At 67.7% G+C, this 19,241-nt stretch carries 17 protein-coding genes; 7 read left to right on the top strand and 10 right to left on the bottom strand.

Annotation, left to right across the window (positions count from 1 at the left end; all coding sequences use genetic code 11):
* Positions 1 to 111: 111 nt before the first annotated feature.
* The gene (locus tag ACSVDD_RS09185; protein WP_448189025.1) at positions 112 to 2,151 is read right to left on the bottom strand and encodes a HAMP domain-containing methyl-accepting chemotaxis protein; all 2,040 of its coding nucleotides are present in this window, start codon (positions 2,149 to 2,151) and stop codon (positions 112 to 114) included.
* Between the two features lie 500 nt (positions 2,152 to 2,651).
* Here ACSVDD_RS09185 and leuA point away from each other — a divergent pair, with 500 nt between their 5' ends.
* Positions 2,652 to 4,331, top strand: coding sequence for a 2-isopropylmalate synthase (leuA, locus tag ACSVDD_RS09180; RefSeq protein ID WP_448189024.1), 1,680 nt, complete (start codon positions 2,652 to 2,654; stop codon positions 4,329 to 4,331).
* Between the two features lie 58 nt (positions 4,332 to 4,389).
* On the opposite strand, the gene ACSVDD_RS09175 is transcribed toward leuA, so the two are convergent.
* The 5 genes from ACSVDD_RS09175 to ACSVDD_RS09155 form a co-directional block, all read right to left on the bottom strand.
* Positions 4,390 to 4,548 (bottom strand): DUF3309 family protein, encoded by a 159-nt coding sequence (locus ACSVDD_RS09175; RefSeq protein ID WP_448189023.1) that lies wholly within the window; start codon positions 4,546 to 4,548, stop codon positions 4,390 to 4,392.
* Between the two features lie 210 nt (positions 4,549 to 4,758).
* Positions 4,759 to 5,583 (bottom strand): flagellin, encoded by an 825-nt coding sequence (locus tag ACSVDD_RS09170; protein ID WP_448189022.1) that lies wholly within the window; start codon positions 5,581 to 5,583, stop codon positions 4,759 to 4,761.
* Positions 5,584 to 5,828: 245 nt separating this feature from the next.
* Complete coding sequence (locus tag ACSVDD_RS09165; RefSeq protein ID WP_448189021.1) at positions 5,829 to 5,999, bottom strand: hypothetical protein; 171 nt, start codon at positions 5,997 to 5,999, stop codon at positions 5,829 to 5,831.
* Between the two features lie 99 nt (positions 6,000 to 6,098).
* Positions 6,099 to 7,169: a cobalamin B12-binding domain-containing protein gene (locus tag ACSVDD_RS09160; protein WP_448189020.1), complete on the bottom strand. Its 1,071-nt coding sequence runs from the start codon at positions 7,167 to 7,169 to the stop codon at positions 6,099 to 6,101.
* 150 nt (positions 7,170 to 7,319) lie between these two features.
* Entirely contained in the window at positions 7,320 to 8,972 is a 1,653-nt protein-coding gene (locus ACSVDD_RS09155; protein ID WP_448189019.1) for a CorA family divalent cation transporter, read from the bottom strand.
* 117 nt (positions 8,973 to 9,089) lie between these two features.
* On the opposite strand from ACSVDD_RS09155, the gene ACSVDD_RS09150 reads away from it, so the two are divergent.
* Together ACSVDD_RS09150 and ACSVDD_RS09145 are read left to right on the top strand one after the other, a co-directional pair.
* Entirely contained in the window at positions 9,090 to 9,311 is a 222-nt protein-coding gene (locus tag ACSVDD_RS09150) for a hypothetical protein (protein WP_448189018.1), read from the top strand.
* A 102-nt stretch (positions 9,312 to 9,413) separates the two neighbouring features.
* Positions 9,414 to 11,204 carry an ABC transporter ATP-binding protein gene (locus ACSVDD_RS09145; RefSeq protein ID WP_448189017.1) on the top strand — a complete coding sequence of 597 codons (1,791 nt, stop codon included), beginning with the start codon at positions 9,414 to 9,416 and terminating at the stop codon, positions 11,202 to 11,204.
* A 143-nt stretch (positions 11,205 to 11,347) separates the two neighbouring features.
* Here the strand turns inward: ACSVDD_RS09145 and budA are convergent, their stop codons facing one another.
* Positions 11,348 to 12,061, bottom strand: coding sequence for an acetolactate decarboxylase (gene budA, locus ACSVDD_RS09140; RefSeq protein WP_448189016.1), 714 nt, complete (start codon positions 12,059 to 12,061; stop codon positions 11,348 to 11,350).
* 413 nt (positions 12,062 to 12,474) lie between these two features.
* Between budA and rpoH the strand changes: the two genes are divergently transcribed.
* Both rpoH and ACSVDD_RS09130 read left to right on the top strand, forming a co-directional pair.
* Complete coding sequence (gene rpoH, locus ACSVDD_RS09135; RefSeq protein ID WP_448189015.1) at positions 12,475 to 13,368, top strand: RNA polymerase sigma factor RpoH; 894 nt, start codon at positions 12,475 to 12,477, stop codon at positions 13,366 to 13,368.
* A 224-nt stretch (positions 13,369 to 13,592) separates the two neighbouring features.
* A complete protein-coding gene (locus tag ACSVDD_RS09130) occupies positions 13,593 to 14,939 on the top strand; it encodes a protoglobin domain-containing protein (protein ID WP_448189014.1) in 1,347 nt (448 codons plus the stop codon).
* 162 nt (positions 14,940 to 15,101) lie between these two features.
* Here the strand turns inward: ACSVDD_RS09130 and ACSVDD_RS09125 are convergent, their stop codons facing one another.
* On the bottom strand, positions 15,102 to 15,272 hold the full coding sequence (locus ACSVDD_RS09125; protein WP_448189013.1) for a hypothetical protein: 171 nt from the start codon (positions 15,270 to 15,272) through the stop codon (positions 15,102 to 15,104).
* 252 nt (positions 15,273 to 15,524) lie between these two features.
* Here ACSVDD_RS09125 and ACSVDD_RS09120 point away from each other — a divergent pair, with 252 nt between their 5' ends.
* Positions 15,525 to 17,105 (top strand): sensor histidine kinase, encoded by a 1,581-nt coding sequence (locus ACSVDD_RS09120; protein ID WP_448189012.1) that lies wholly within the window; start codon positions 15,525 to 15,527, stop codon positions 17,103 to 17,105.
* Here ACSVDD_RS09120 and ACSVDD_RS09115 read toward each other — a convergent pair.
* Entirely contained in the window at positions 17,068 to 18,036 is a 969-nt protein-coding gene (locus ACSVDD_RS09115; RefSeq protein ID WP_448189011.1) for a glycosyltransferase family protein, read from the bottom strand. The genes ACSVDD_RS09120 and ACSVDD_RS09115 overlap by 38 nt on opposite strands.
* Positions 18,037 to 18,153: 117 nt before the next feature.
* Here ACSVDD_RS09115 and ACSVDD_RS09110 point away from each other — a divergent pair, with 117 nt between their 5' ends.
* Positions 18,154 to 18,744 carry a GNAT family N-acetyltransferase gene (locus ACSVDD_RS09110; protein WP_448189010.1) on the top strand — a complete coding sequence of 197 codons (591 nt, stop codon included), beginning with the start codon at positions 18,154 to 18,156 and terminating at the stop codon, positions 18,742 to 18,744.
* On the opposite strand, the gene ACSVDD_RS09105 is transcribed toward ACSVDD_RS09110, so the two are convergent.
* Positions 18,702 to 19,148 (bottom strand): hypothetical protein, encoded by a 447-nt coding sequence (locus ACSVDD_RS09105; RefSeq protein WP_448189009.1) that lies wholly within the window; start codon positions 19,146 to 19,148, stop codon positions 18,702 to 18,704. The genes ACSVDD_RS09110 and ACSVDD_RS09105 overlap by 43 nt on opposite strands.
* Positions 19,149 to 19,241 lie beyond the last annotated feature (93 nt).

Here is a 19,241-nt window from a genome sequence, read left to right as displayed (position 1 = left end):
GCCGCGAAGGCAAGGGGCCGGATGGCCCCGCCCGCCTCTCGCGCAAACTTTGTTTGCGCTGCCGGCGTCAGGCGGATCGAAGATCCGCTGAGAGCCGTCTGAGGGAAAATATTAGGCCGCGCGCACCTTGGCGATGAAGCTGTCCACTTCCTTGCGCAGGGTCACCGACTGCTTGGCCAGTTCGCCGGCCTCGCGCAGCACCTGATCGGCGGAGCGGCCGGCTTCGACGGCGGCCTCGCTGACGCCGTGGATGTTGGTGGCGACCTCCTGCGTGCCCTGGGCGGCCTGCTCGACGTTGCGAGCGATCTCGGCGGTGGCGGCCTGCTGCTGCCCGACCGCCTCGGCGATCTGCGTCGAGGTGCGACTGACGTCGCCGATGGTCTTCAAAATGTCCTCGATGGCGCCGACGGCCTGATCGGTGGCGCCCTGCACCGCGTTGATCTGTTGGCCGATCTCGTCCGTCGCCTTGGCGGTCTGGTTGGCGAGCAGCTTGACCTCGCTGGCCACCACGGCGAAGCCCTTGCCCGCTTCGCCCGCGCGCGCCGCCTCGATGGTTGCGTTCAAGGCCAGCAGGTTGGTCTGGCTGGCAATGTCCTGGATGAGCTGGACGACGGCGCCGATCTTCTGGGCGGCGACGTTCAGGCCGCCGACGATCTCGTTGGTGCGCTCGGCCTTGTCCACGGCGAGCTGGATGGTGCCGGTGGACTCGGTCACCCGGCGGCTGATCTCGGCGATGGAGGAGGTCAGCTCCTCGGCCGCCGACGCCACCGTCTGCACGTTGGCGGAGGCTTCCTCGGCGGCGGCGGCCGCGGCCGACTGGCGGGTCGCCTGCTCGGCCACCGCGGCCATGGCGCTGGCGGTGGTGTTCATCTCGGTCGAGGCCGAGGAGACGTGCTCGACCACGCCCTCCACATGGCCCTGGAAGTCGTCGGCCAGCGCCATCATCGCCGCGCGCCGTTCCTGCTCGTTGCGGCGCTTGGCGTTTTCCTGCTCGGCGCGCATGCGGTCGTTGGCGATCAGGCTTTCCTTGAAGACCTGGAGGGTGTCGGCCATCTGCCCAACCTCGTCGCGGCGGCCGACGCCGGGGATCTCCGCCGCCTTGTCGCCGTCGGCGAGACGCCGCATGGCGTCGGTGATGCGCATGATCGGGGCGGAAATGCCGCGCCCGATCAGCAGCGCCACCACCAGGCCCGCCGCGACGCCGATCAGCGACAGCGTCAGCACCAGCGCCTTCGCGGAATCGATCAGCTCGTCGGTTTCCCGCTCGACCGCGTGCTCCTCCGCCACACCGGCTTCGCGGATGAAGGCGACGTCGGCGGCGATCTCCTCGCTGACCTTGCGCATCTCGGTGTTGAGCAGCCGCTCCAGCAGGCCGTTCACCTCCTTGGTGCGGCGGAAGGACTCGCGGTACTTGCCGGCCAGAGCGAGCATCTCGTCGTCGATCTTGGAGTAGAGCGTGCCGGCCACGGCGCCGTGCACCCGCTCGATCTTTCGGTCGAGCTCGGCGAAATACTTCTCGGCGATCTTTGCCGACTCGTCGTCGTGGCGGCCAAGCATCTTGTTGGATGAGAGACGGGCCTCCATCAGGCTTTGCAGTCCGGCCTGAGCCGCCGCGGCGGCAACCTCGTTGGCGTCGTCGAAGGCCATCCCGTGCAGCGTCTCGAACAGACCCTGCATCTTGACGCCCGCGGGATCCAGCACGTCGTTGACCAGCCGGACCTGCTCGCGCTTCCACTCGACGACCTTGTCGAAATCCTTGGCGTACCGGTCGAACTGCTGCTGGCTCGCCTTCAGCCGGTCCAGCCATTCGGGGCGATGGATGGTGGACAGCCCCTTGTCGTATTCCTGGCGCAGCTGCGCGATCCCCTTGCGCGCGGCCTCCGCCCTGTCCTCCTGGCCGGAGGCGGCGAACTCACGCACGTTGCGGCGCAGGTCGAGGACGCTGCGGTCGATGTCGCGGGCGAGGTCGCCGACGGCGACGCGCCGGGCATAGGAGACGAACCCCTTCTCCACCGCGGAGAAGGACGAGTAGCTCGTCACTGCCAAACCCGCCGTGATCGCCAGCACGCAGGCCGACACCAGGAAGACCTTGGTGCGTATCTTCAGGTTGGCGAAGAATCCGGCTTCGGCGTGAGCGTGCAGGGACGGCATGGCGACATACTCCGATAAGCATAGGCGACAAGGTATAGAGCGCTGCCGGTGCACCATGCGCTGCAAGCGCGCGCTTGACGTTGATCTTTATCAATTCACTACTTCTATGAGGGTATAGTCTGTGGTTTTTTCGAGTTTGCGGCATCCGACGCGCCACTGGAGATCGCATTCCGGGAGACACCGGAACGCGTCATCGGCACTCATTCCGCATCGCGGCTTGACAGCGGACCGTCCGCCCCGCAGATTACCGGCCATGATCGGCATCGACCACACGAACGCGCTTCTGCGACTTATCGGCCCGGCGCTTTGACGGCGTCCGGGTTTCTGCGCGTTCGGTTTCCTTATTCACTGGTCGACGTCATTTCCCCATGAGCACCCAAAGCCCGATTGCCCGGCCGAGGCCGGGGCTGCGACTTAGCAACGGCCGTTGAGCCCGCCCGGCGGCTCGGCGGCCGAACCGTCAGCCGGTTTCCCCGACGCTTGAGACGAGTTGCAGTGCCATGACCCACATCCATATGCCGGCCGAGAAGTATACGCCCTTTCCCCCGGTCACGCTGACCGACCGCCAGTGGCCGAACCGCACGCTGGACAAGGCGCCGATCTGGTGCTCGGTCGATCTGCGCGACGGCAACCAGGCGCTGATCGAGCCCATGGGCGCCGAGCGCAAGCGCGCCATGTTCGACCTGCTGGTCCGCATGGGCTTCAAGGAGATCGAGGTGGGCTTCCCGGCCGCCTCGCAGACCGACTTCGATTTCTGCCGCGAGCTGATCGACGGCGGCCGCATCCCCGACGACGTCACCATCCAGGTGCTGACCCAGGCGCGCGAGGAGCTGATCCGCCGCACCTTCGAGGGCATCAAAGGGGCGAAGCGCGCCGTCGTCCACATCTACAACTCGACCTCCGAGCTGCAACGCCGCGTGGTGTTCGGCCAGGACCGCCAGGGCATCACCGACATCGCCGTCGCCGGCACGAATCTGGTCAAGCAGATGGCCGCCGAGTACCCGGAGACCGAGATCATCCTGCAATACTCGCCGGAGAGCTTCACCGGCACCGAGCTGGACTTCGCGGTGGAGATCTGCGAGGCGGTGGCCGAGGCCTGGGGGCCGACGGCCGACCGGCCGATGATCGTCAACCTGCCGGCGACGGTTGAAATGTCGTCGCCCAACGTGCACGCCGACCAGATCGAGTGGTTCTGCCGCACCATCAAGGGCCGCGAGCGCTTCATCGTCAGCCTGCACCCGCACAACGACCGCGGCACCGCCGTGGCGGCGGCTGAACTGGGCCTGCTGGCCGGCGCGGACCGCGTCGAGGGCACACTGTTCGGCAACGGCGAGCGCACCGGCAACGTGGACGTCATCACGCTGGCGCTCAACATGTTCACCCAGGGCGTCGATCCGGGGCTGGTCATCGACGACATCAACGAAGTGGTCCGGGTGTCGGAGTACTGCACCCAACTGCCCGTCCCGCCGCGCCACCCCTACGCCGGCGAACTGGTGTTCACCGCCTTCTCCGGCTCGCACCAGGACGCCATCAACAAGGGCCTCAAGGCGCTGGCCAAGTCCAACAGCGGCAAGTGGGAGGTCCCGTACCTGCCCATCGACCCGCAGGACATCGGCCGCAGCTACGAGGCGGTGATCCGCATCAACAGCCAGTCCGGCAAGGGCGGCATCGCCTATGTGCTGGAGAACGAGTTCGGCTTGCAGATCCCGCGGCGCCTGCAGATGGAGTTCTCCAAGATCGTCCAGCGCATCGCCGACGAGACCGGCAAGGAGCTGTCGCCGACCTCGATCTACGAGGCGTTCCGGGCCGAATACCTGGACACCGACCGGCCGCTGTCGCTGGTCGAGCACGGCACCGAGCCGCGCGGCCCGAACTCCGGCCCGCGCACGCTGACCGCCGTTGTGGAGCGTGACGGCACGCCGACGACGATCCGCGGCCGGGGCACCGGCCCGATCGACGCGTTCGTGGACGCGCTGCGCCAAGGGGCGGGCATCGACCTGCACGTGGTCGATTACCACGAGCACGCGGTGACCACCGGTGAGGATTCGCAGGCCGCCGCCTTCGTCGAGGTGCGCACCGGCGACGGCCGCACGCTGTACGGCGTCGGCATCGACCCGGACATCGTCACCGCGTCTTTGCGCGCCCTGGTCAGCGCCGCCAACCGCGCCTCGAAGGCCTGAGCCGAACGCTCAAAAGCCCCTCTTCCGTGAAGGAAGAGGGGCTTTTTGCGAACCGCCGCTAGAACCGTCCGGTCAACGCCAGAATCAGGATCACGATCAGCAGCAGGCCGAGGATGCCGCTTGGGCCGTAGCCCCAACTGCGGCTGTACGGCCATGCCGGGACCGCGCCGATCAGCAGCAGGATCAGAACGATAAGAAGAATGGTGCTGAGCCCCATCGGTGCCTCCTGAACGCGAATTGTCCAAGAGGAAACGCGGGCTGAGCCGCAGCGTTCCGCCGCATCCCGAAAGGGTCGCAGCCCCGAAACTTTCGTGGGGCCGCAGAAACGAATGATGCGGCCATCCGGCCGCCGAAACTCTTGATCGCTCGCCCTTGGGCCGCTCGCGCGGTGGCGGCCCGATCACGGGCCGCCTGCGCGGAACGGTGCTTAGCCCTTGAACAGGCTCTGCAGGATCTGCGGCGACTGGTTGGCGATGCCCAAGGTCTGGCCGCCGAGCTGCTGCTTGATTTGCAAGGCCTGCAGGTTGGCGCTTTCCTTCGCCAGATCGGCGTCGACGATGGCGCCCAAGCTGGTGGTCAGTGCATCCTGCATGGTCGTGTTGAACTTGATCTGCGCATCCAGGCGGCGCGAGTCGGCGCCCAGCGTGTTCAGAACGTCGCCCGTCGTCCGCTCGGCCGAGGCGAAGTTGCCGGTGAGCAGCGAGACCGCCGACGTCGCGGTGCCGACCGCAGTGAACGCCGACGAGATGGTCGCCGACAGCGCAACACCCTTACCACCGACCGTGTACTGGGTGCCGTCCTGGTTGGCGATCACCGAGATCGTGGTCTTCTGGCCGCTCAGCAAGTTCATGTTGTTGAACTTGGCGCTCTTGATGTAGTTCTGCACCTCGGCCTTCAGCGCGGAGAAGTCATTGTTGTACTTCGTGCGCATGTCGGTGTTGAGGTTCTGGTCGGCCAGCTTGGTCAGCGTCTCACGCGACCGGGCCAGCGCGTCCGAAATGTTGGTCGCCGCGGTGGCGAACACCGAGGTGGCGCCCTTGGCGATGTTCAGCTGGCTGTTGACCGCGTCGATGGCACCCTTGTCCGAACGCAGCGACTGGGCCACCGCGAACGCCGCGCCGTCGTCCACCGAGTCGGCAACCTTGAAGCCGGTCGTGACGCGCTTCTGAACCTTGTTCAGCATGCTGACAGTGCCGTTCAGGCTCTGCAGAGCAACCAGAGAGCTTTGGTTGGTGTTGATTGAGTTGGCCATGATGAAGAGCCCCCTTGTTTGCTCGTTCAGAGCTGATGTGGCGTTGTCTGAACACTACGTAGCAAGGGGTGTGCCAACCGCATGAACACCGCGTCAATCCACTGTTTTCATTGAACTTATGCCTGGAAGTGGCGACCGGGGCCGGCAGCAACGGCAACGGCAGGCTCCGCAGCGTGGTAGGAAAAAAACTCCCCCCTGCGGCGATACCTACCGGGGGAACCCGGCAAGAATGTCCCTTCCGGCGCTCACGGCGCGTCGTCACGCCGCTTTTCGGGCGGCCGGTCGGCCTGCGGGCGCGACGGCGCCTTGCCGGGCAGCGGCGTCTGCGGGATGGTTCCCGGCGTGGTCTCGATGGACGGGATCTGCTGGCCGTCCACGTCGTTGGCGAATTTTGGATTGTCGCGCTCGCGGGCCATGGCGTCCTCCAATCGGGGTCACCCCGGACAACAGCGCGGACGCCGTTCCGTTCAGAGAACCGGCACGGCGCCTCCATGGGCACCAGCGCCACCATTTCTCTAAACCAGCTCTTTCTCCGCGACGGCAAGCGCTTGCCCGGCACTCGGCGCGTACGCGTTGGCCCCCAGCCGGTTTGCGATGGTGGGATCCACGGCGAACGCCCGGCCGCCGACGAGCACGGGCAGGCTGCGGGTGGCCGGGTCCGCGCGCAGGGCCTGAATGATGTCCCACGCGCTGAGCAGGTGCATGCCCATGGACACGGACAGCAGCACAAGGTTCGGGCGCTCCTCGCCGGCCAAGCGCAGGATCCCGGCCAGCGGCGCCGACGCCCCCAGATAGGTCGTCGTCCATCCCGCGGCGTCGAAGACATCGCACACCATGCGCAAGCCGAGTTCGTGCAGATCGCCCCCGACCGAGGCGGCGATGAGTGTGCGGCCGTTTAAGCGCTGGTTGCGCAAGGACAGAATGCGTGGGTAAAGCTGCGCCACCGCCAGTTGGGAAATGGCGGTGCAGCGGTGCTCGTGCGCCGTGGTGATTCGGTCGAACTCCCAAAGGTGTCCGATCTCACGCTGGGCGGGACCGAGGATGTCCTTATAGATGGCCGGCAAGTCGAGGCTTTGCTTGAAAGCCGACCGGATGAGGTTCACGGCGGCCTCGCGCTGCCCCTCCAGGGCCAATGCCAGATAGCTGCGCGCCAAGCCGTCGAGCGCTTCGAGACCAAAGGGTATGTCGCCGTCCGGAAGGACCGGCGCGGCGTCGAGGGCCGATTGCGCGGCGGACATGATGGCAAGGACCGGCGGGGTCAAACGCCCGGGAAGCATGTCTTGGATGGCGTCCCGCAGGCACGCGAGATTGGCGGTCAGATCGGCCGGCTGCACGCCACGGACGGCAAGGATGCGGCGCGTCCACAGCATGTACTCGCTGAACACGGCAGGGCTGGCAAACGCCGTTGCGTTCACCAGAAAGGCCAGATGATAGGTGTTGTCCAGGGCGCAGGCGGCGCGCACCCGAGCGGCCAATGTTTTCGGGATGACGGGCCGTTCGCGGAAGAGCTTGGCCATTGCCGCCTGGACGATCCACAACGAGCGGGCTTCGAGGCGTTCTGCGGCTTCATCTTCGATGGCGGTCATCGGACCCACCTCCAAAGAACGCTGGCGCGAATACTTGACGCTGCGGTCTCCAGCAGGGGGTCACTGTATCCGGCCCTTCCCGGCCTTTCCACGTTCCATTTGCCATAACGGGCCATTTGCCATAACGGGCCATTTGCCATAACAGGCGCTTCAGAACCGGTCGCGCCGCCGTGCGCCGAAGGGGCCGAGCTTGCGGGCGAGCGGCAGGCGGTCGTCGGACAGCGCCTCCAGGAAGTCCGCCAGCTGCTTCGACTTGATCACCGACAACAGAATCAACGCCACCGTCGGCACCAGCGTCAGCACGAAGACCAGGATGCGGATCGCCAGCGGTTCGTCGCCCATCGCCAGCAGGTTCATGCCGAGAAAGCCGGTGACCAGCGTGCCGATCAGGCCGACCACCGTCACCACCGTCAGCCGCAGCACCGAATTGGCCTGCCGGCGCAGCCCATCGGAATCCAGATAGTCGCTCATGTCCTGCACCTCGTCGCGCACCTCGGCGAACAGGCGCGCAGTACCCAGATGCTCGGACCACATGCGGAACAAGTCGCGCGCCGGCCCCTGGTTGGACACCTCGTGGAACCAGTAGCGGTGGGTGAAGCGCAGGAAGATCTCGAACAGCTGGCGGATCGCGCGCTTGAACAGTTTCACCGATTCCACGCTGGTGATGTCCAGCCGGCTGACCGCGACCACCAGCCGGTCCGACATCATCAGCAGCGCCGCCCGATGAAAGTGGGCGATCAGGCCGAGCAGGAAATACTGGTGGCGGAACTGGCCGAGCAGGCCGGTTTCCAGGTCGGTGAAGAACGGGTCGCCGTCGCGCCCGACCATCACCAGCGCGTGCCCGCAGCAGATCATCCGGCAACTGCTCAGCCCGCAGCCCGGCGCCAGATTCCAATAGCGGTCGTAGCAGTAGCGCTGCTCGAAGCCATACAGAAAGCTCTCGGCGAAGGGCAGCGTCCCCTCCTCCGCTCCCGGCCCGGTGGCGAGGCCCAGACGCACCCAGTCGGCGCGGGTCAGCCGGGTCGGGTCGTCCATGGACAGATAGGCCAGCAGCGGCATGCGCTGGTATTCGAGCTGGCGGTATTGCAGCTCGCCGGTCTCCTCAGAATGATAAAGCGCCAGCGGCTTCAGCAGGAACGCCCAGTGCGCCGCGATGTAGGGCGCGCGGTTCTTGCAGACGAAGGCCAGATACTTCGCCTTGTCGTCGGTGTCGGAGGACGCCAGCACCGTGCCGTCCGCCGCCAGCCATTCCACCCGCTTGCAGCACTGGCCGGCGCTGCCGTCGGCGTTCCAGAACGACGGGTAGGTGCGCCCGAAGCGGTACATCAGGTCCAGCACGCGGGACAGCTCGACGTCCTCGGCGGCGATCTCCACCGCCAGGATCGCCACGTCCACGTCGTGGAAGAAGTAGAGGTCCATGTGGATGACCTCGACGTCCAGCGGCACGCCGTCGCTCAGCGTGATGCGCGCGCTCGCCACGTCGCGGCGGCGGAACACCCGGATCGGCGAGGCGCCATATCCGGTCATACCTCCACTTGGCCCCGCGCCTCCCGCCGCCCCCTCACCGTAGAGAAAGCGCTGCACGTAGGGCAGGAAGGCGCTGAACTCGATGTAGTGGCGTTCCTTGAACTCGGCCGGGTCGAGGGTGAACTCGTCGGCCACCTCCTGCCAGACGCAGTCGGCGCCGCCCAGCCGCTCCCAATGCCGCTGGATCTGTGCGCTCTCCTGCAAAGGCATGAGCTGCACAGGCCACAGCAGGATCTCGCGGAACCGGCGCACGCGGACGGCTTCGGTGTCGGACATGGCGCGCCTTCCTCCCCTTTTGTAAGGAGTGTAGCAGAAGTCCCGCCCATGACGGCGGTCAAGGACAACCCCCACGCGCGGTCTCAGCGTCAGGCCGTGCGGCAAGGAGGGGTTCCCATGGGAGCGATACGGATCGAATGGACCGATGGCCAGGGCAATTGCGACGAGTGCGGCCCCTATGAGGTCATCACGGTCAGCATCACCAAGCCGGACGGCACGGTCGTCGAGTTACGCTATTCGGGACACGGCGACGACGGCGAGCGGTTGAGCGACCCCGCCACCGCCGTGGCCGCGGTGCTCAGGGCTCTTGGCCACGAGGTCGAGCTGAGCATCACATAGAGCACCGCGCGACAAAAATGCGACCTCGGTCATAGTTACCGCACGTTAACCATACCCCGCCAAATTGGCTCGAGTTTTAGCAAAAACCTCGAGCCCGCGATCATGGCCGACACACAGACCTGCCGCACGCCGGCCCGCCGCACGCTGACGCTGTACCGCCGCGTCTTCCGCGAGGCAAAGCCGTTCCGTGTTCACCTCGGCGCCCTGCTGGCGCTGGGGCTGCTGGGCACGCCGCTCGGCCTGCTGATGCCGCTGCCCGTCACCATCGCGGTGGATTCGGTGATTGGCGGCAAGCCGCTTCCCGCCGCGGTGTCCGGCTGGTTGCCTGATGGACTAATGGCCACGCCGCTGCTGCTGGCGGTGGGGCTGGTGGTGGCGACGGCGCTGTTCACCCAGGTGCATGGCCTTGCCGACCGTTTCCTGCGCGACTGGACCGGGCAGCGCATGGTGGCGCGCTTCCGCGCCAAGCTGTTCCTGCACGCCCAGCACCTCGCCATCCAGCGGCACGACGCCAAGGGCATCTCCGACGCGCAGAACCGCATCGAGGACGATTCCAGCGCCATCCAATGGCAGATCAGCCACGTCATCCTGCCCTTCGTCACCTCGGCCGCCTACTTCGCCGGCATGGTGTGGGTGACGGCGATGATCAACGCCAAGCTCGCCATGGTGGCACTGGCGGTGTCGCCGCTGTTCGCGCTGCTGACCGCGCTGTCGCACACCCGCCTGCGCTCGCGCTGGGACGCGGTGTGCGAGGAGGACAGCAAGGCCAAGGCCGTGCTGCACGAAACCCTGTCGGCGCTGCGCGTGGTGCGCGCCTTCGGCCAGGAGGAGCGCGAGGTCAAGCGCTTCGCCGAGCGCACCGACCGCATGATCAGCCGTTTCTTCGGCGCCGTGCGCGCCGAGGCCGCCATGGGCTTTTGCGTGTCGATGCTGCTGTCCTGCGGCACCGCGGCGGTGCTGTACATCGGCGTGACCGACGTGCAGGCCGGGGCGCTCACGGTGGGCGAGTTGCTGCTGGCGCTGTCCTACCTGGGGCAGCTCTACCAGCCCTTGCAGAACATGGGGCATCAGGTGGCCGCCCAGCAGAAGCTGATGGCGAACCTGGAGCGCGCCTTTTCCCTGCTCGACGAGCGCCAGGACCCGGCCGAGACCGCCAACGCCATGGCTCTGCCGCGCGCCGTGGGCGACATCGCGTTCCGCAACGTCAGCTACGACCACGGCACCGGCCGCAACATCCTGCACACCATCGACTTCGAGATCCCGGCCGGCAGCAAGGTCGGCATCGTCGGCAAGTCGGGCGCCGGCAAGTCCTCGTTGATCGGCCTGCTGACGCGGCTTTACGACCCGAAGTCCGGCGTGGTGACGCTGGACGGCGAGGATCTGCGCGGCTGGAAGCTCCGCGACCTGCGCCGGCAGTTCGCCATCGTCGGCCAGGACACCATCCTGTTCTCGACCACGGTGGCCGAAAACATTGCCTACGGCCGCCCCGGCGCCACCCGCGCGCAGATCGAGGCCGCCACCAAGGCCGCCGACGCGCACGACTTCATCATGCGCCTTCCCGAGGGCTACGACACGCCGGTGGGCGAGCGCGGCATGCGCTTCTCCGGCGGCGAGCGCCAGCGCGTGGCGCTGGCCCGCGCCTTCCTGTGCGACGCGCCGATCCTGATCCTCGACGAGCCGACCAGCGCCGTGGACAGCCGCACCGAGAAGGCCATCATGGACGGCATCGAGGTGCTGATGGAGGGCCGCACGACCTTCATGATCACCCACCGCCTCGCCACGCTGCGCGACTGCGACATGCTGATCGAGATGGAGGCGGGCCGCGTCACCCGCGTCACCTCCAGCGTGCGCGACGCGGTGGCCGGCATGACGGCGGCGATGGCGGCCGAATAAGTTCGCATACGTACAACATACCGCAACTGCGACAAACTGCCCATGGCAGTCTACCGCACCGCGGCATAGACTTCGGCCATACGCTTCTAGGAGCGTTTCCTCCCTATACTCAAGGCCGCCGTTCATCACCGGCGGCCTTTTCTTTAGCGCTCCACGGCGGCGATGTCGGCGTGCAGGTCGCGCGTCATGTCCATGGTCAGGAAGTCGAGAGTCATCGGCAGATCCAGCGTCACCGAGGGCACGTGCTGAAGACGGATCGACACATCCGCCGTATCGGCGGCCAGCAGATGCCCGCCGACGCGGCGGTCGGCCGACACGAAGTGCAGGTGGAAGCCGGCGACGTGCACCGAACTGAGGAACGACGGCGTCCAGAACCCCACCAGCGTGCCCTCCAGGCCGGCGAACTCGAATGTGGTCTGCGTCTTCGCCACCTCGGCCAGCGGGCGGTAGTTCTCCTGCCGCGGCACGGAGCGCACGCGCACGCGCCCGAACCGCCCCTCGACGCGCACCGCATAGACGAGGTTGGTGGACGGCAGCAGCGCCAGCAAGCGTTCCTCCAACACCGCGTGGGGCATCGGATCGGCGAAGCGCTCCTCGGTGTCGCCGAGAAAACTGGTGACGCAGGCAAACGGCGTCTGCACCGTATCCTCCACCCGCACGACCACGCCGTCGGCGCGCATCTGGTAGACCACGCCGTCGAGCATCACCATCTCGCCGTCGAGGTCGTTGAAAGTGCCGATGCCGAAATCGCCGTTCGCCCGCACATGGGCGACCGTCGTGTCGTCGCGGTAGATGCCCTCCACCAGCGCCGCGATGGGTGAGGTGATGTAGAGCGGCGGGCGCCGGTCCAGTGTCATCGTGCGGCTCCCAATAATCCTGGCGAGTTTTTCTGCGTGGGACGAGAAGACACCCCCTCGCCGTCCCCGTCAATGGCGCACACCCCCAACGGGGTCCACCGTCTGTCCGATCGCTCTACGAAATGTAAAATACCCCTTCTCTCCTTCGGCCGAAGGTCAGAGTGGCTAGTCCATCGCGGCGTTCAAAAGGATCATCCCCTCGGCTGAGCTGTCGCTGGGACAGAATAGCCCGGACATACGCCGAAAAACATTATGGCCCACCGCTTTAACGAGTTGCCTGATCTTCATGCCCACGGCACAGTACCGGTGTTCGGCGGGTTCACCTCGGTTATTTCGGCTCTTTTTAATGAAATGAATCGAACAGCCGGATCCGTGAACCCCGCTTGGCGCGGGATCGAGAGAGGAGGTTCGGAGTGCTCAAGAAACTGCTGATCGGTGAGAACGCCAGCCTGTCCCGCTACGTCGAGGAATCGAAGCGGTACCCGATCCTCGCCCCGGACGACGAACACGAGCTGGCGGTCGCGTGGCGCGTCCGCGGCCACGGCGGCGCCTTGGAGAAGCTGGTGGGCAGCCACCTGCGTCTGGTCATCAAGATCGCCCGCGGCTTCGCCGGCTACGGCCTGCCGCTGACCGATCTGGTGGCGGAGGGCAACGTCGGCCTGATGCAGGCCGCCCAGAAATTCGACCCGGAGCGCGGCTTCCGCTTCGCCACCTACGCCACATGGTGGATTCGCGCCGCCATCCAGGAATACATCCTGCACTCCTGGTCGCTGGTGAAGATGGGCACCACCGCCGCGCAGAAGAAGCTGTTCTTCAACCTGCGCCGGCTGAAGAGCCGCATGGAGGAGTTGGAGCAAGGCGACCTGTCGCCGGAGGCCGTCGCCGCCATCGCCGCCACGCTGGACGTGCCGGAGGGCGAGGTGGTGGAGATGAACCGCCGGCTGGCCTCCTCCGACAGCTCGCTGGACGCCACCATGAGCGGCGACGGCGAGACCAACTGGCTGGAATTGCTGGCCGACGACCGGCCCAACCAGGAAATCACCATCGCCGACGCCAACGAGCTGGCCCTGCGCCGCCGGCTGGTGGGTCAGGCGCTGGAGCGCCTGGACGACCGCGAGCGGCGGATCCTGTTCGAGCGCCGGCTGCGCGAAGATCCCTCGACGCTGGAGGCGCTGAGCCAGCAGTTCTCCGTCTCGCGGGAGCGCGTGCGGCAGATCGAGGTGCGCGCGTTCGAAAAGCTTCAAAAGGCGGTGCTGAGCGCCGCCCAAGCCCTGCGCCGCCCGACGGCAGCCGCCGTCGCCGCGTAGCCGGCAAGGCCCCTCACCGCACGCTCTTTCAGTACGGCCGGCGGCCGCCCGTTCCGGGCGCCGTCGGCCTTATCGTATGTGGGAACAAAAGTTTGCCTGCGACAATGCGTGCGGTTTTCACAGTTATGGTGCAACGCCATTATGCAGGCTTCGCAGTAAATTACATTGTACTTTAACAAAATCCGCGCAGAATGCGGCCATTGACGCCCAGGAGCCAACCGCCCATGTCCACCCCCGCCCAGAACCAGTCCATTCTCGAGCGCATCCGCTTCCTGCGCATTGACGAAACCAGCAAGGCGCTGCTGCGGGAGTTCCAGCCGCACGTGGCGGCACGCATGGACTCGCTGCTGGAGGACTTCTACGGCTACATGCGCTCGGTGCCCCAGGTGGCGGACCTTCTGTCCAACCCGGCGGCGGTCTCGCGCGCCAAGGACGCGCAGAAGCAGCATTGGCTACGCAACGTCTTCACCGGCACGTTCGACGAAGGCTACATGGCGCAGGTGCTGCGCATCGGTCAGGCGCACCAGCGAATCGGGCTGGAGCCGCGCTGGTACATGGGCGCCTACTGCTTCACGCTGAACAAGCTGATCGAGGTCGCAGCACAGGTCTACCGCAAGAAGCCGGAGCGGCTGGCCCAGGTCTTGGGCGCGGTCAACAAGGCGGTCTTCCTGGACATGGATCTGGCGCTGTCGGTCTATGTCGACCTCAACACCGCGGCGATCATCTCGCGCGAGTTGGGCGGCACCGCCGATTCGTTCGAGCGCGAGGTGAAGAGCGTGGTGCAGGCCGTGGCGTCGGCCGCCACCCAGCTTCAGGGCACCGCCCGCTCCATGAGCCGCACCGCCGAGGAGACCTCGGCCCAGTCCACCCAGGTGGCCGCCGCCGCCGAGGAAGCCTCGGTCAACATCCAGACCGTCGCCGCCGCCGCCGAGGAGCTTTCGGCCTCCATCGGCGCGATCACCGGTCAGGTGACGCAATCCGCCCGCATCGCCAACGAGGCCAAGACCCAGGCCGAGCGCACCAACACCACCGTGCAGGGCCTGGCGGACGCCGCCAGCAAGATCGGTCAGGTGGTCAAGCTCATCCACGACATCGCGTCGCAGACCAACCTGCTGGCGCTCAACGCCACCATCGAGGCCGCCCGTGCCGGTGAGGCCGGCAAAGGCTTCGCTGTCGTGGCGTCCGAGGTGAAGTCGCTGGCCAACCAGACCGCCAAGGCCACCGAGGAGATCAACACGCAGATCGGCTCGGTCCAGGGCGCCACCCAGGACGCCGTGGGCGCCATCCGCAGCATCTCCGAGACCATCGACCGCATCAACGACATCACCACCTCCATCGCCTCGGCGATGGACGCGCAGGGGTCGGCGACCACGGAGATCGCCCGCAACGTTCAGCAGGCCTCCATCGGCACCCGCGAGGTCAGCGAGACCATCGTGCGCGTCAACGCCTCGGCCTCCGAGACCGGCAGCGAGGCGCGCAACGTGCTTCAGGCCACCGACGAGCTGAGCCGCCAGTCCGACACCCTGCGCAGCGAGGTCGACCGCTTCCTCGCCCGCGTCCGCGCGGGCTGAGGGCGGGGAGCAGCGTCAGTCGGCCGGACCGGCATTCGGCCGTCGGGGATCACCACAGAGGCACGGAGACACAGAGAGCGAAACCTCTGTGTCTCCGTGCCTTTTGTGTTTCCGGTTCGCCACGGCGTGCCCGCCGGATCGGCTTGCGGGCTGATCTGAACCTCAAGGCAGCGTGTGCAGGATGCCGTCGCTGACGGGAGCGTTCTCGCGGCGGGCGGCGTCGCGCGCCTGGGCCGCGTCCGGCCAATAGCTGCGCCCGCCCAGCGTCGCCAGCATACCGCCGCGCATCACAACATACAGCCCAGTGCGACCAAGGTTCACGATTTTCAGCATGGCACCCTCCTTGTTGCACACAGACGATTTTCTCTAAACTTTGAGAAAACTTCGTATGAAATTCTCTGCGCCTCGCAGTTGTCTGTTTAGACACTTACCAAGAATTTCTGGCGCGGTCACGTCGGACAAACGTCTTATTTCCACCCATACGACCAGCGGCCAGGGGCCAAGGCCGTTGAAGTGGCCGAATGGCTCGGGCAAATATAGTACTCTCTTCGAGAACTTATTTTTCGCGGATCGGATCAACGCCGCATGGGAGCCAGTCCCGCCACCAGCCCGATGGCTGCGGCCCCCCGCCGCGCCGGCCTGCGCCGCCGGCCGTTGCGGCCGTGGGCGCTGCTGGCCGCGCTGGCGGTCGCCATCGTCACCGGCTATGTGGCGCTGGCCGGCGGTGCGCTGTGGCGCGAGCACGACCGCACGGTGCACGAGGCGGAGCGTAACGCCCAGAACCTCGCGCGGCTGGCCGCCGGCGTGGCCGGCTACGCCCTGGAAAACGTCGCCCGCGAGATGGAGTTGGTCGCCCACACGCCGGCCTCGCCGGTGCGGGCACCACTGTCCGCGGTGGCGATCCTGGCGCCGGACGGCACGCTACGGGCCGGGGACCCGGCGTTGGCGGCGCTGCCGGCGGTCCGGGAGGCGGCTCGGTCGCCTAGCGGCCGGCTTGGCGTGCACCCGCTCCCGCGCATCGCGGAAAGCGCTCCCAACGAACCGCCGATGCTGGTGTTCACCCACCGCGCACCAGACGGGCTCGTGGTCGCCAGCATGCCGACGCAGGCGTTGCAACGCCTGATCGACGCGGTCGACCTGCCCGGCCAGGGAGGCATCGACATCGGCCTGCCGGACGGCACGCCGCTCCTGCGCACGCCGCGGCCGACCGCTGCGGCCGGCGATGCGCCGCGGCTGGTCGTCCACCAGGACGTCGCCGGCACCGGGCTGGTGGTCTCGCTCAGCCAGCCCTGGTCGGCAATTCTGGCCGGCTGGCGCGCCACCGCGATGGAGGCGGCGCTGGTCGGCGTGGCGGTCGCCACCGGCGTGCTGGCGCTGACGGTGGCGCTGTTCGCGTGGATGCGCCGCATGCAGGCCGCCGAGGAGGCGAGCCGTGCCAAGTCCGATTTTCTGGCGCTGATGAGCCACGAGTTGCGCACGCCCCTCAACACCGTGCTGGGCTTCTCCGAGATGATCCGCGACCGCGCCTGGGGCGCGGGAGCCGAGGACCGCTATGTGGAGTATGCCGGCGACATCCACGCCGCCGGCACGCACCTGCTGTCGGTGCTGAACGACGTGCTGGACCTCGCCAAGATCGAGGCCGGGCGCATGACGCTGCACCCTGAACCGCTCTGCGCCCGCGACGTCGCCCAGGCCTGCTACCGGCTGTCCAGCGGGCAGGCGCGCGCGTCGGGCGTCGAGATCGCGATGAGCGTGGCGGAGAACGCCGCGCCGTTCTACGCCGACCCGCGCGCCGCCCGGCAGGTCATCGTCAATTTGCTGTCCAACGCCTGCAAGTTCACCCCCACCGGCGGCACCGTGCGCCTGGAGTTCCGCGATGCGCCGGGCGGCGGCACAGTTGTGACGGTGAGCGACAGCGGCGTCGGCATGACCCCCGAGGGCATCGTCAAAGCGTTGCAGCGCTTCGGCCAAGTGGACAATCTGCTGACCCGCGCGCAGACTGGCACCGGCCTCGGCCTGCCGCTGGTCAAGGGCTTGGTCGAGTTGCACGGCGGCAGCCTGAGCATCGACAGCACGCCCGGCCGCGGCACCACCATCACCCTCGCCTTCCCGCCGCCTCCCCCGACCGTCACCGCCCGCACGGCGCTGCGTTTCGCGGAGAACTGAGGGTCCGCGCCACCGCCTCCACCGGCGTGGCCCAATCCCCCGGCGTGGGCTGGCGGAACAGGCGCATGGTCGGGTACCAGGGGCTGTCGTCGCGCCCGGCCATCCACCGCCAGTCCGCCGCGAAGCGCAGCAGCGTCCACACCGGCGCCCCGAGGGCACCGGCGAGGTGTGCCACCATGGTGTCCACCGACACCACCAGATCCAGCGCCCGGATCATCGCCGCGGTGTCCAGCACGTCGCCGGTGCGCGGGCCGGCGTCGCGAAACTCCATGCGCCCCACCCCATCGGCCAGCGCCGGACCGCGTTGCAGGCACACCCAGTCCACATCCGGTATCGCCGCCAACCGGTCCAGCAACTCGGGCGGCAGCGAGCGCAGCCCCCCGTCCCAAGCGCCGGCCGCCCAGGCGATCCCCACCATCCGCCGCCCGCGCCGCCGCAGCCGCGCCGCCTGCGCGGCGACGCGACCCTCGTCCACGGTGACGTAGGGCACCGCTGCGGGCAGCGTCTCCAGCGTGGTGCGGAAGGCGTGCGGCAGTTCCATCAACTCGACGGCGACATCGCAGGCCACGTCCAAATCATCGGTGAGCGGCAGCACCGCATCGACGCCGGGCAGCGCCGCCAACACCCCGCGCACCGCGTCCGGCGCCTGCACCGCCACACCGCGCGCGCGTTTCGCCAGCAGCGGCAGATAGCGCGCCATATGCAGGATGTCGCCCAGACCATGATAGCAGCGCACCAGAACGCGCCTGCCCTCCAGGGGCGCGCCGTTCCACACCGCGCGCCGGTGGAGCGGCCGGTCGCGGCGGTCGAAGTCTTCCGGCGCGGTGCGGCGCTGCACGAGATCGCTCACCTCCCACGCCCGCGCGAAGTCGCCCATCCGCATCGCCGCCAGCCAGCGCTCGGCGAGTTGTTCATTCGCCCGTGCGTCCAAGCCACAGCCTCCCCATGTGCAGTCACGGGCGTAAACGCGCTCACCAACCGCCGGTTCACCGGGAACGGCGCAGGGAACGGTGGCGTTAGCTCAACGGGGGATCACGGGAGGGGTTGCATGGACGAGGACGGCGTGCGGATGCAGGGCACCGCCCACGTGCCGGTCACTATCCGCCCGGCCCGCGCCGAGGACTTGGCGGCGCTGGAATGGTACGGCCTCTACACCCCCATGCGCGCGGTCATCCAGGCCGCCTTCCGCGCCCAGCGGCGCGGCGACGGCGCCATGCTGGTGGCCGACGCCAACGGTTTCCCGGCCGGGCAGGCGTGGATCGACTTCGCCCGCAAGGCGCATCTGGGTCTGGCGACCTTGTGGGCGGTGCGGGTCTTCCCGGCGTTCCAGGGCGGCGGCCTGGGCACCTTGCTGATGCAGGCCGCCGAGCGCACCGTACTGGCCCGCGGCGTGACCGAGGCCGAGTTGGGCGTCGACCGCGACAACGCCGGCGTCCTGCGTTTCTACCGCCGTCTGGGCTACGCCTCTGCCGGCTCCGAGCGCGGCACCTTCGCTTACCGCACGCCGGACGGCCGTCTGATCGAAGTGTCGGTGGACCAGTGGCTGCTGCGCAAGCGCCTGCTGGCCGACCGGGTGTCCGGCGGCACGCTGAGCGCTCACTCTGCCGCCAGCGCCGCCCGCAGCGGCGCCCGCCCGTAGGGCAGGAACACCCCCGCAGCGGCGAGCACCCGCCCGAATTCCTGCGCCGAACTCGCCGCCATGCACAGCGCCACCAGCGGCAGCCAGCGGTCGAGCACCGGCAGTCCGGCATCCTCGTTGCCGTGCTGCAAGGCGCCCAGCGCCTCCAGCAGCGCCGCTTCGTCGCCGTTGACCATCAGCGCCGCCGGGTTCAGCGCGTTTGGCCGGCGCGAGCCGTTGGCGGCGAACACCCCCAGGAAGGCGAACAGCGGCAGCAATGCCTCGGCCGGAATGCCGGCGCCCTGGAACGCCGCGCGGATCGCCGCCATGGAGCGCACCGTGCCACCGCGGAACCACAGCCGCACCGCCATCAGCACCGCGCACTCGCCTTCCGTCAGGTCCTGCACCGTCATCGTCACGCCCATGGTCCCCTTCCCTCCTTCTGATGATGAAGGCATGTTACCCGCCTTTGATACTAATTGCGAGTCATTCTCATTTGCAAAACCGCGGCGCACCGC

The organism is Azospirillum terrae (assembly GCF_053470425.1).
The sequence above is the reverse complement of the archived record's forward strand: the minus strand, read 5'-3'. Positions and strand labels throughout refer to the sequence as shown.

Excerpts from the sequence above, each read along its gene's own strand:
- ACSVDD_RS09185 (WP_448189025.1), bottom strand. The coding sequence starts at position 2,151 with ATGCCGTCCCTGCACGCTCACGCCGAAGCCGGATTCTTCGCCAACCTG.
- leuA (WP_448189024.1), top strand. The coding sequence starts at position 2,652 with ATGACCCACATCCATATGCCGGCCGAGAAGTATACGCCCTTTCCCCCG.
- ACSVDD_RS09175 (WP_448189023.1), bottom strand. The coding sequence starts at position 4,548 with ATGGGGCTCAGCACCATTCTTCTTATCGTTCTGATCCTGCTGCTGATC.
- ACSVDD_RS09170 (WP_448189022.1), bottom strand. The coding sequence starts at position 5,583 with ATGGCCAACTCAATCAACACCAACCAAAGCTCTCTGGTTGCTCTGCAG.
- ACSVDD_RS09165 (WP_448189021.1), bottom strand. The coding sequence starts at position 5,999 with ATGGCCCGCGAGCGCGACAATCCAAAATTCGCCAACGACGTGGACGGC.
- ACSVDD_RS09160 (WP_448189020.1), bottom strand. The coding sequence starts at position 7,169 with ATGACCGCCATCGAAGATGAAGCCGCAGAACGCCTCGAAGCCCGCTCG.
- ACSVDD_RS09155 (WP_448189019.1), bottom strand. The coding sequence starts at position 8,972 with ATGTCCGACACCGAAGCCGTCCGCGTGCGCCGGTTCCGCGAGATCCTG.
- ACSVDD_RS09150 (WP_448189018.1), top strand. The coding sequence starts at position 9,090 with ATGGGAGCGATACGGATCGAATGGACCGATGGCCAGGGCAATTGCGAC.
- ACSVDD_RS09145 (WP_448189017.1), top strand. The coding sequence starts at position 9,414 with ATGGCCGACACACAGACCTGCCGCACGCCGGCCCGCCGCACGCTGACG.
- budA (WP_448189016.1), bottom strand. The coding sequence starts at position 12,061 with ATGACACTGGACCGGCGCCCGCCGCTCTACATCACCTCACCCATCGCG.
- ACSVDD_RS09130 (WP_448189014.1), top strand. The coding sequence starts at position 13,593 with ATGTCCACCCCCGCCCAGAACCAGTCCATTCTCGAGCGCATCCGCTTC.
- ACSVDD_RS09125 (WP_448189013.1), bottom strand. The coding sequence starts at position 15,272 with ATGCTGAAAATCGTGAACCTTGGTCGCACTGGGCTGTATGTTGTGATG.
- ACSVDD_RS09120 (WP_448189012.1), top strand. The coding sequence starts at position 15,525 with ATGGGAGCCAGTCCCGCCACCAGCCCGATGGCTGCGGCCCCCCGCCGC.
- ACSVDD_RS09110 (WP_448189010.1), top strand. The coding sequence starts at position 18,154 with ATGGACGAGGACGGCGTGCGGATGCAGGGCACCGCCCACGTGCCGGTC.
- ACSVDD_RS09105 (WP_448189009.1), bottom strand. The coding sequence starts at position 19,148 with ATGGGCGTGACGATGACGGTGCAGGACCTGACGGAAGGCGAGTGCGCG.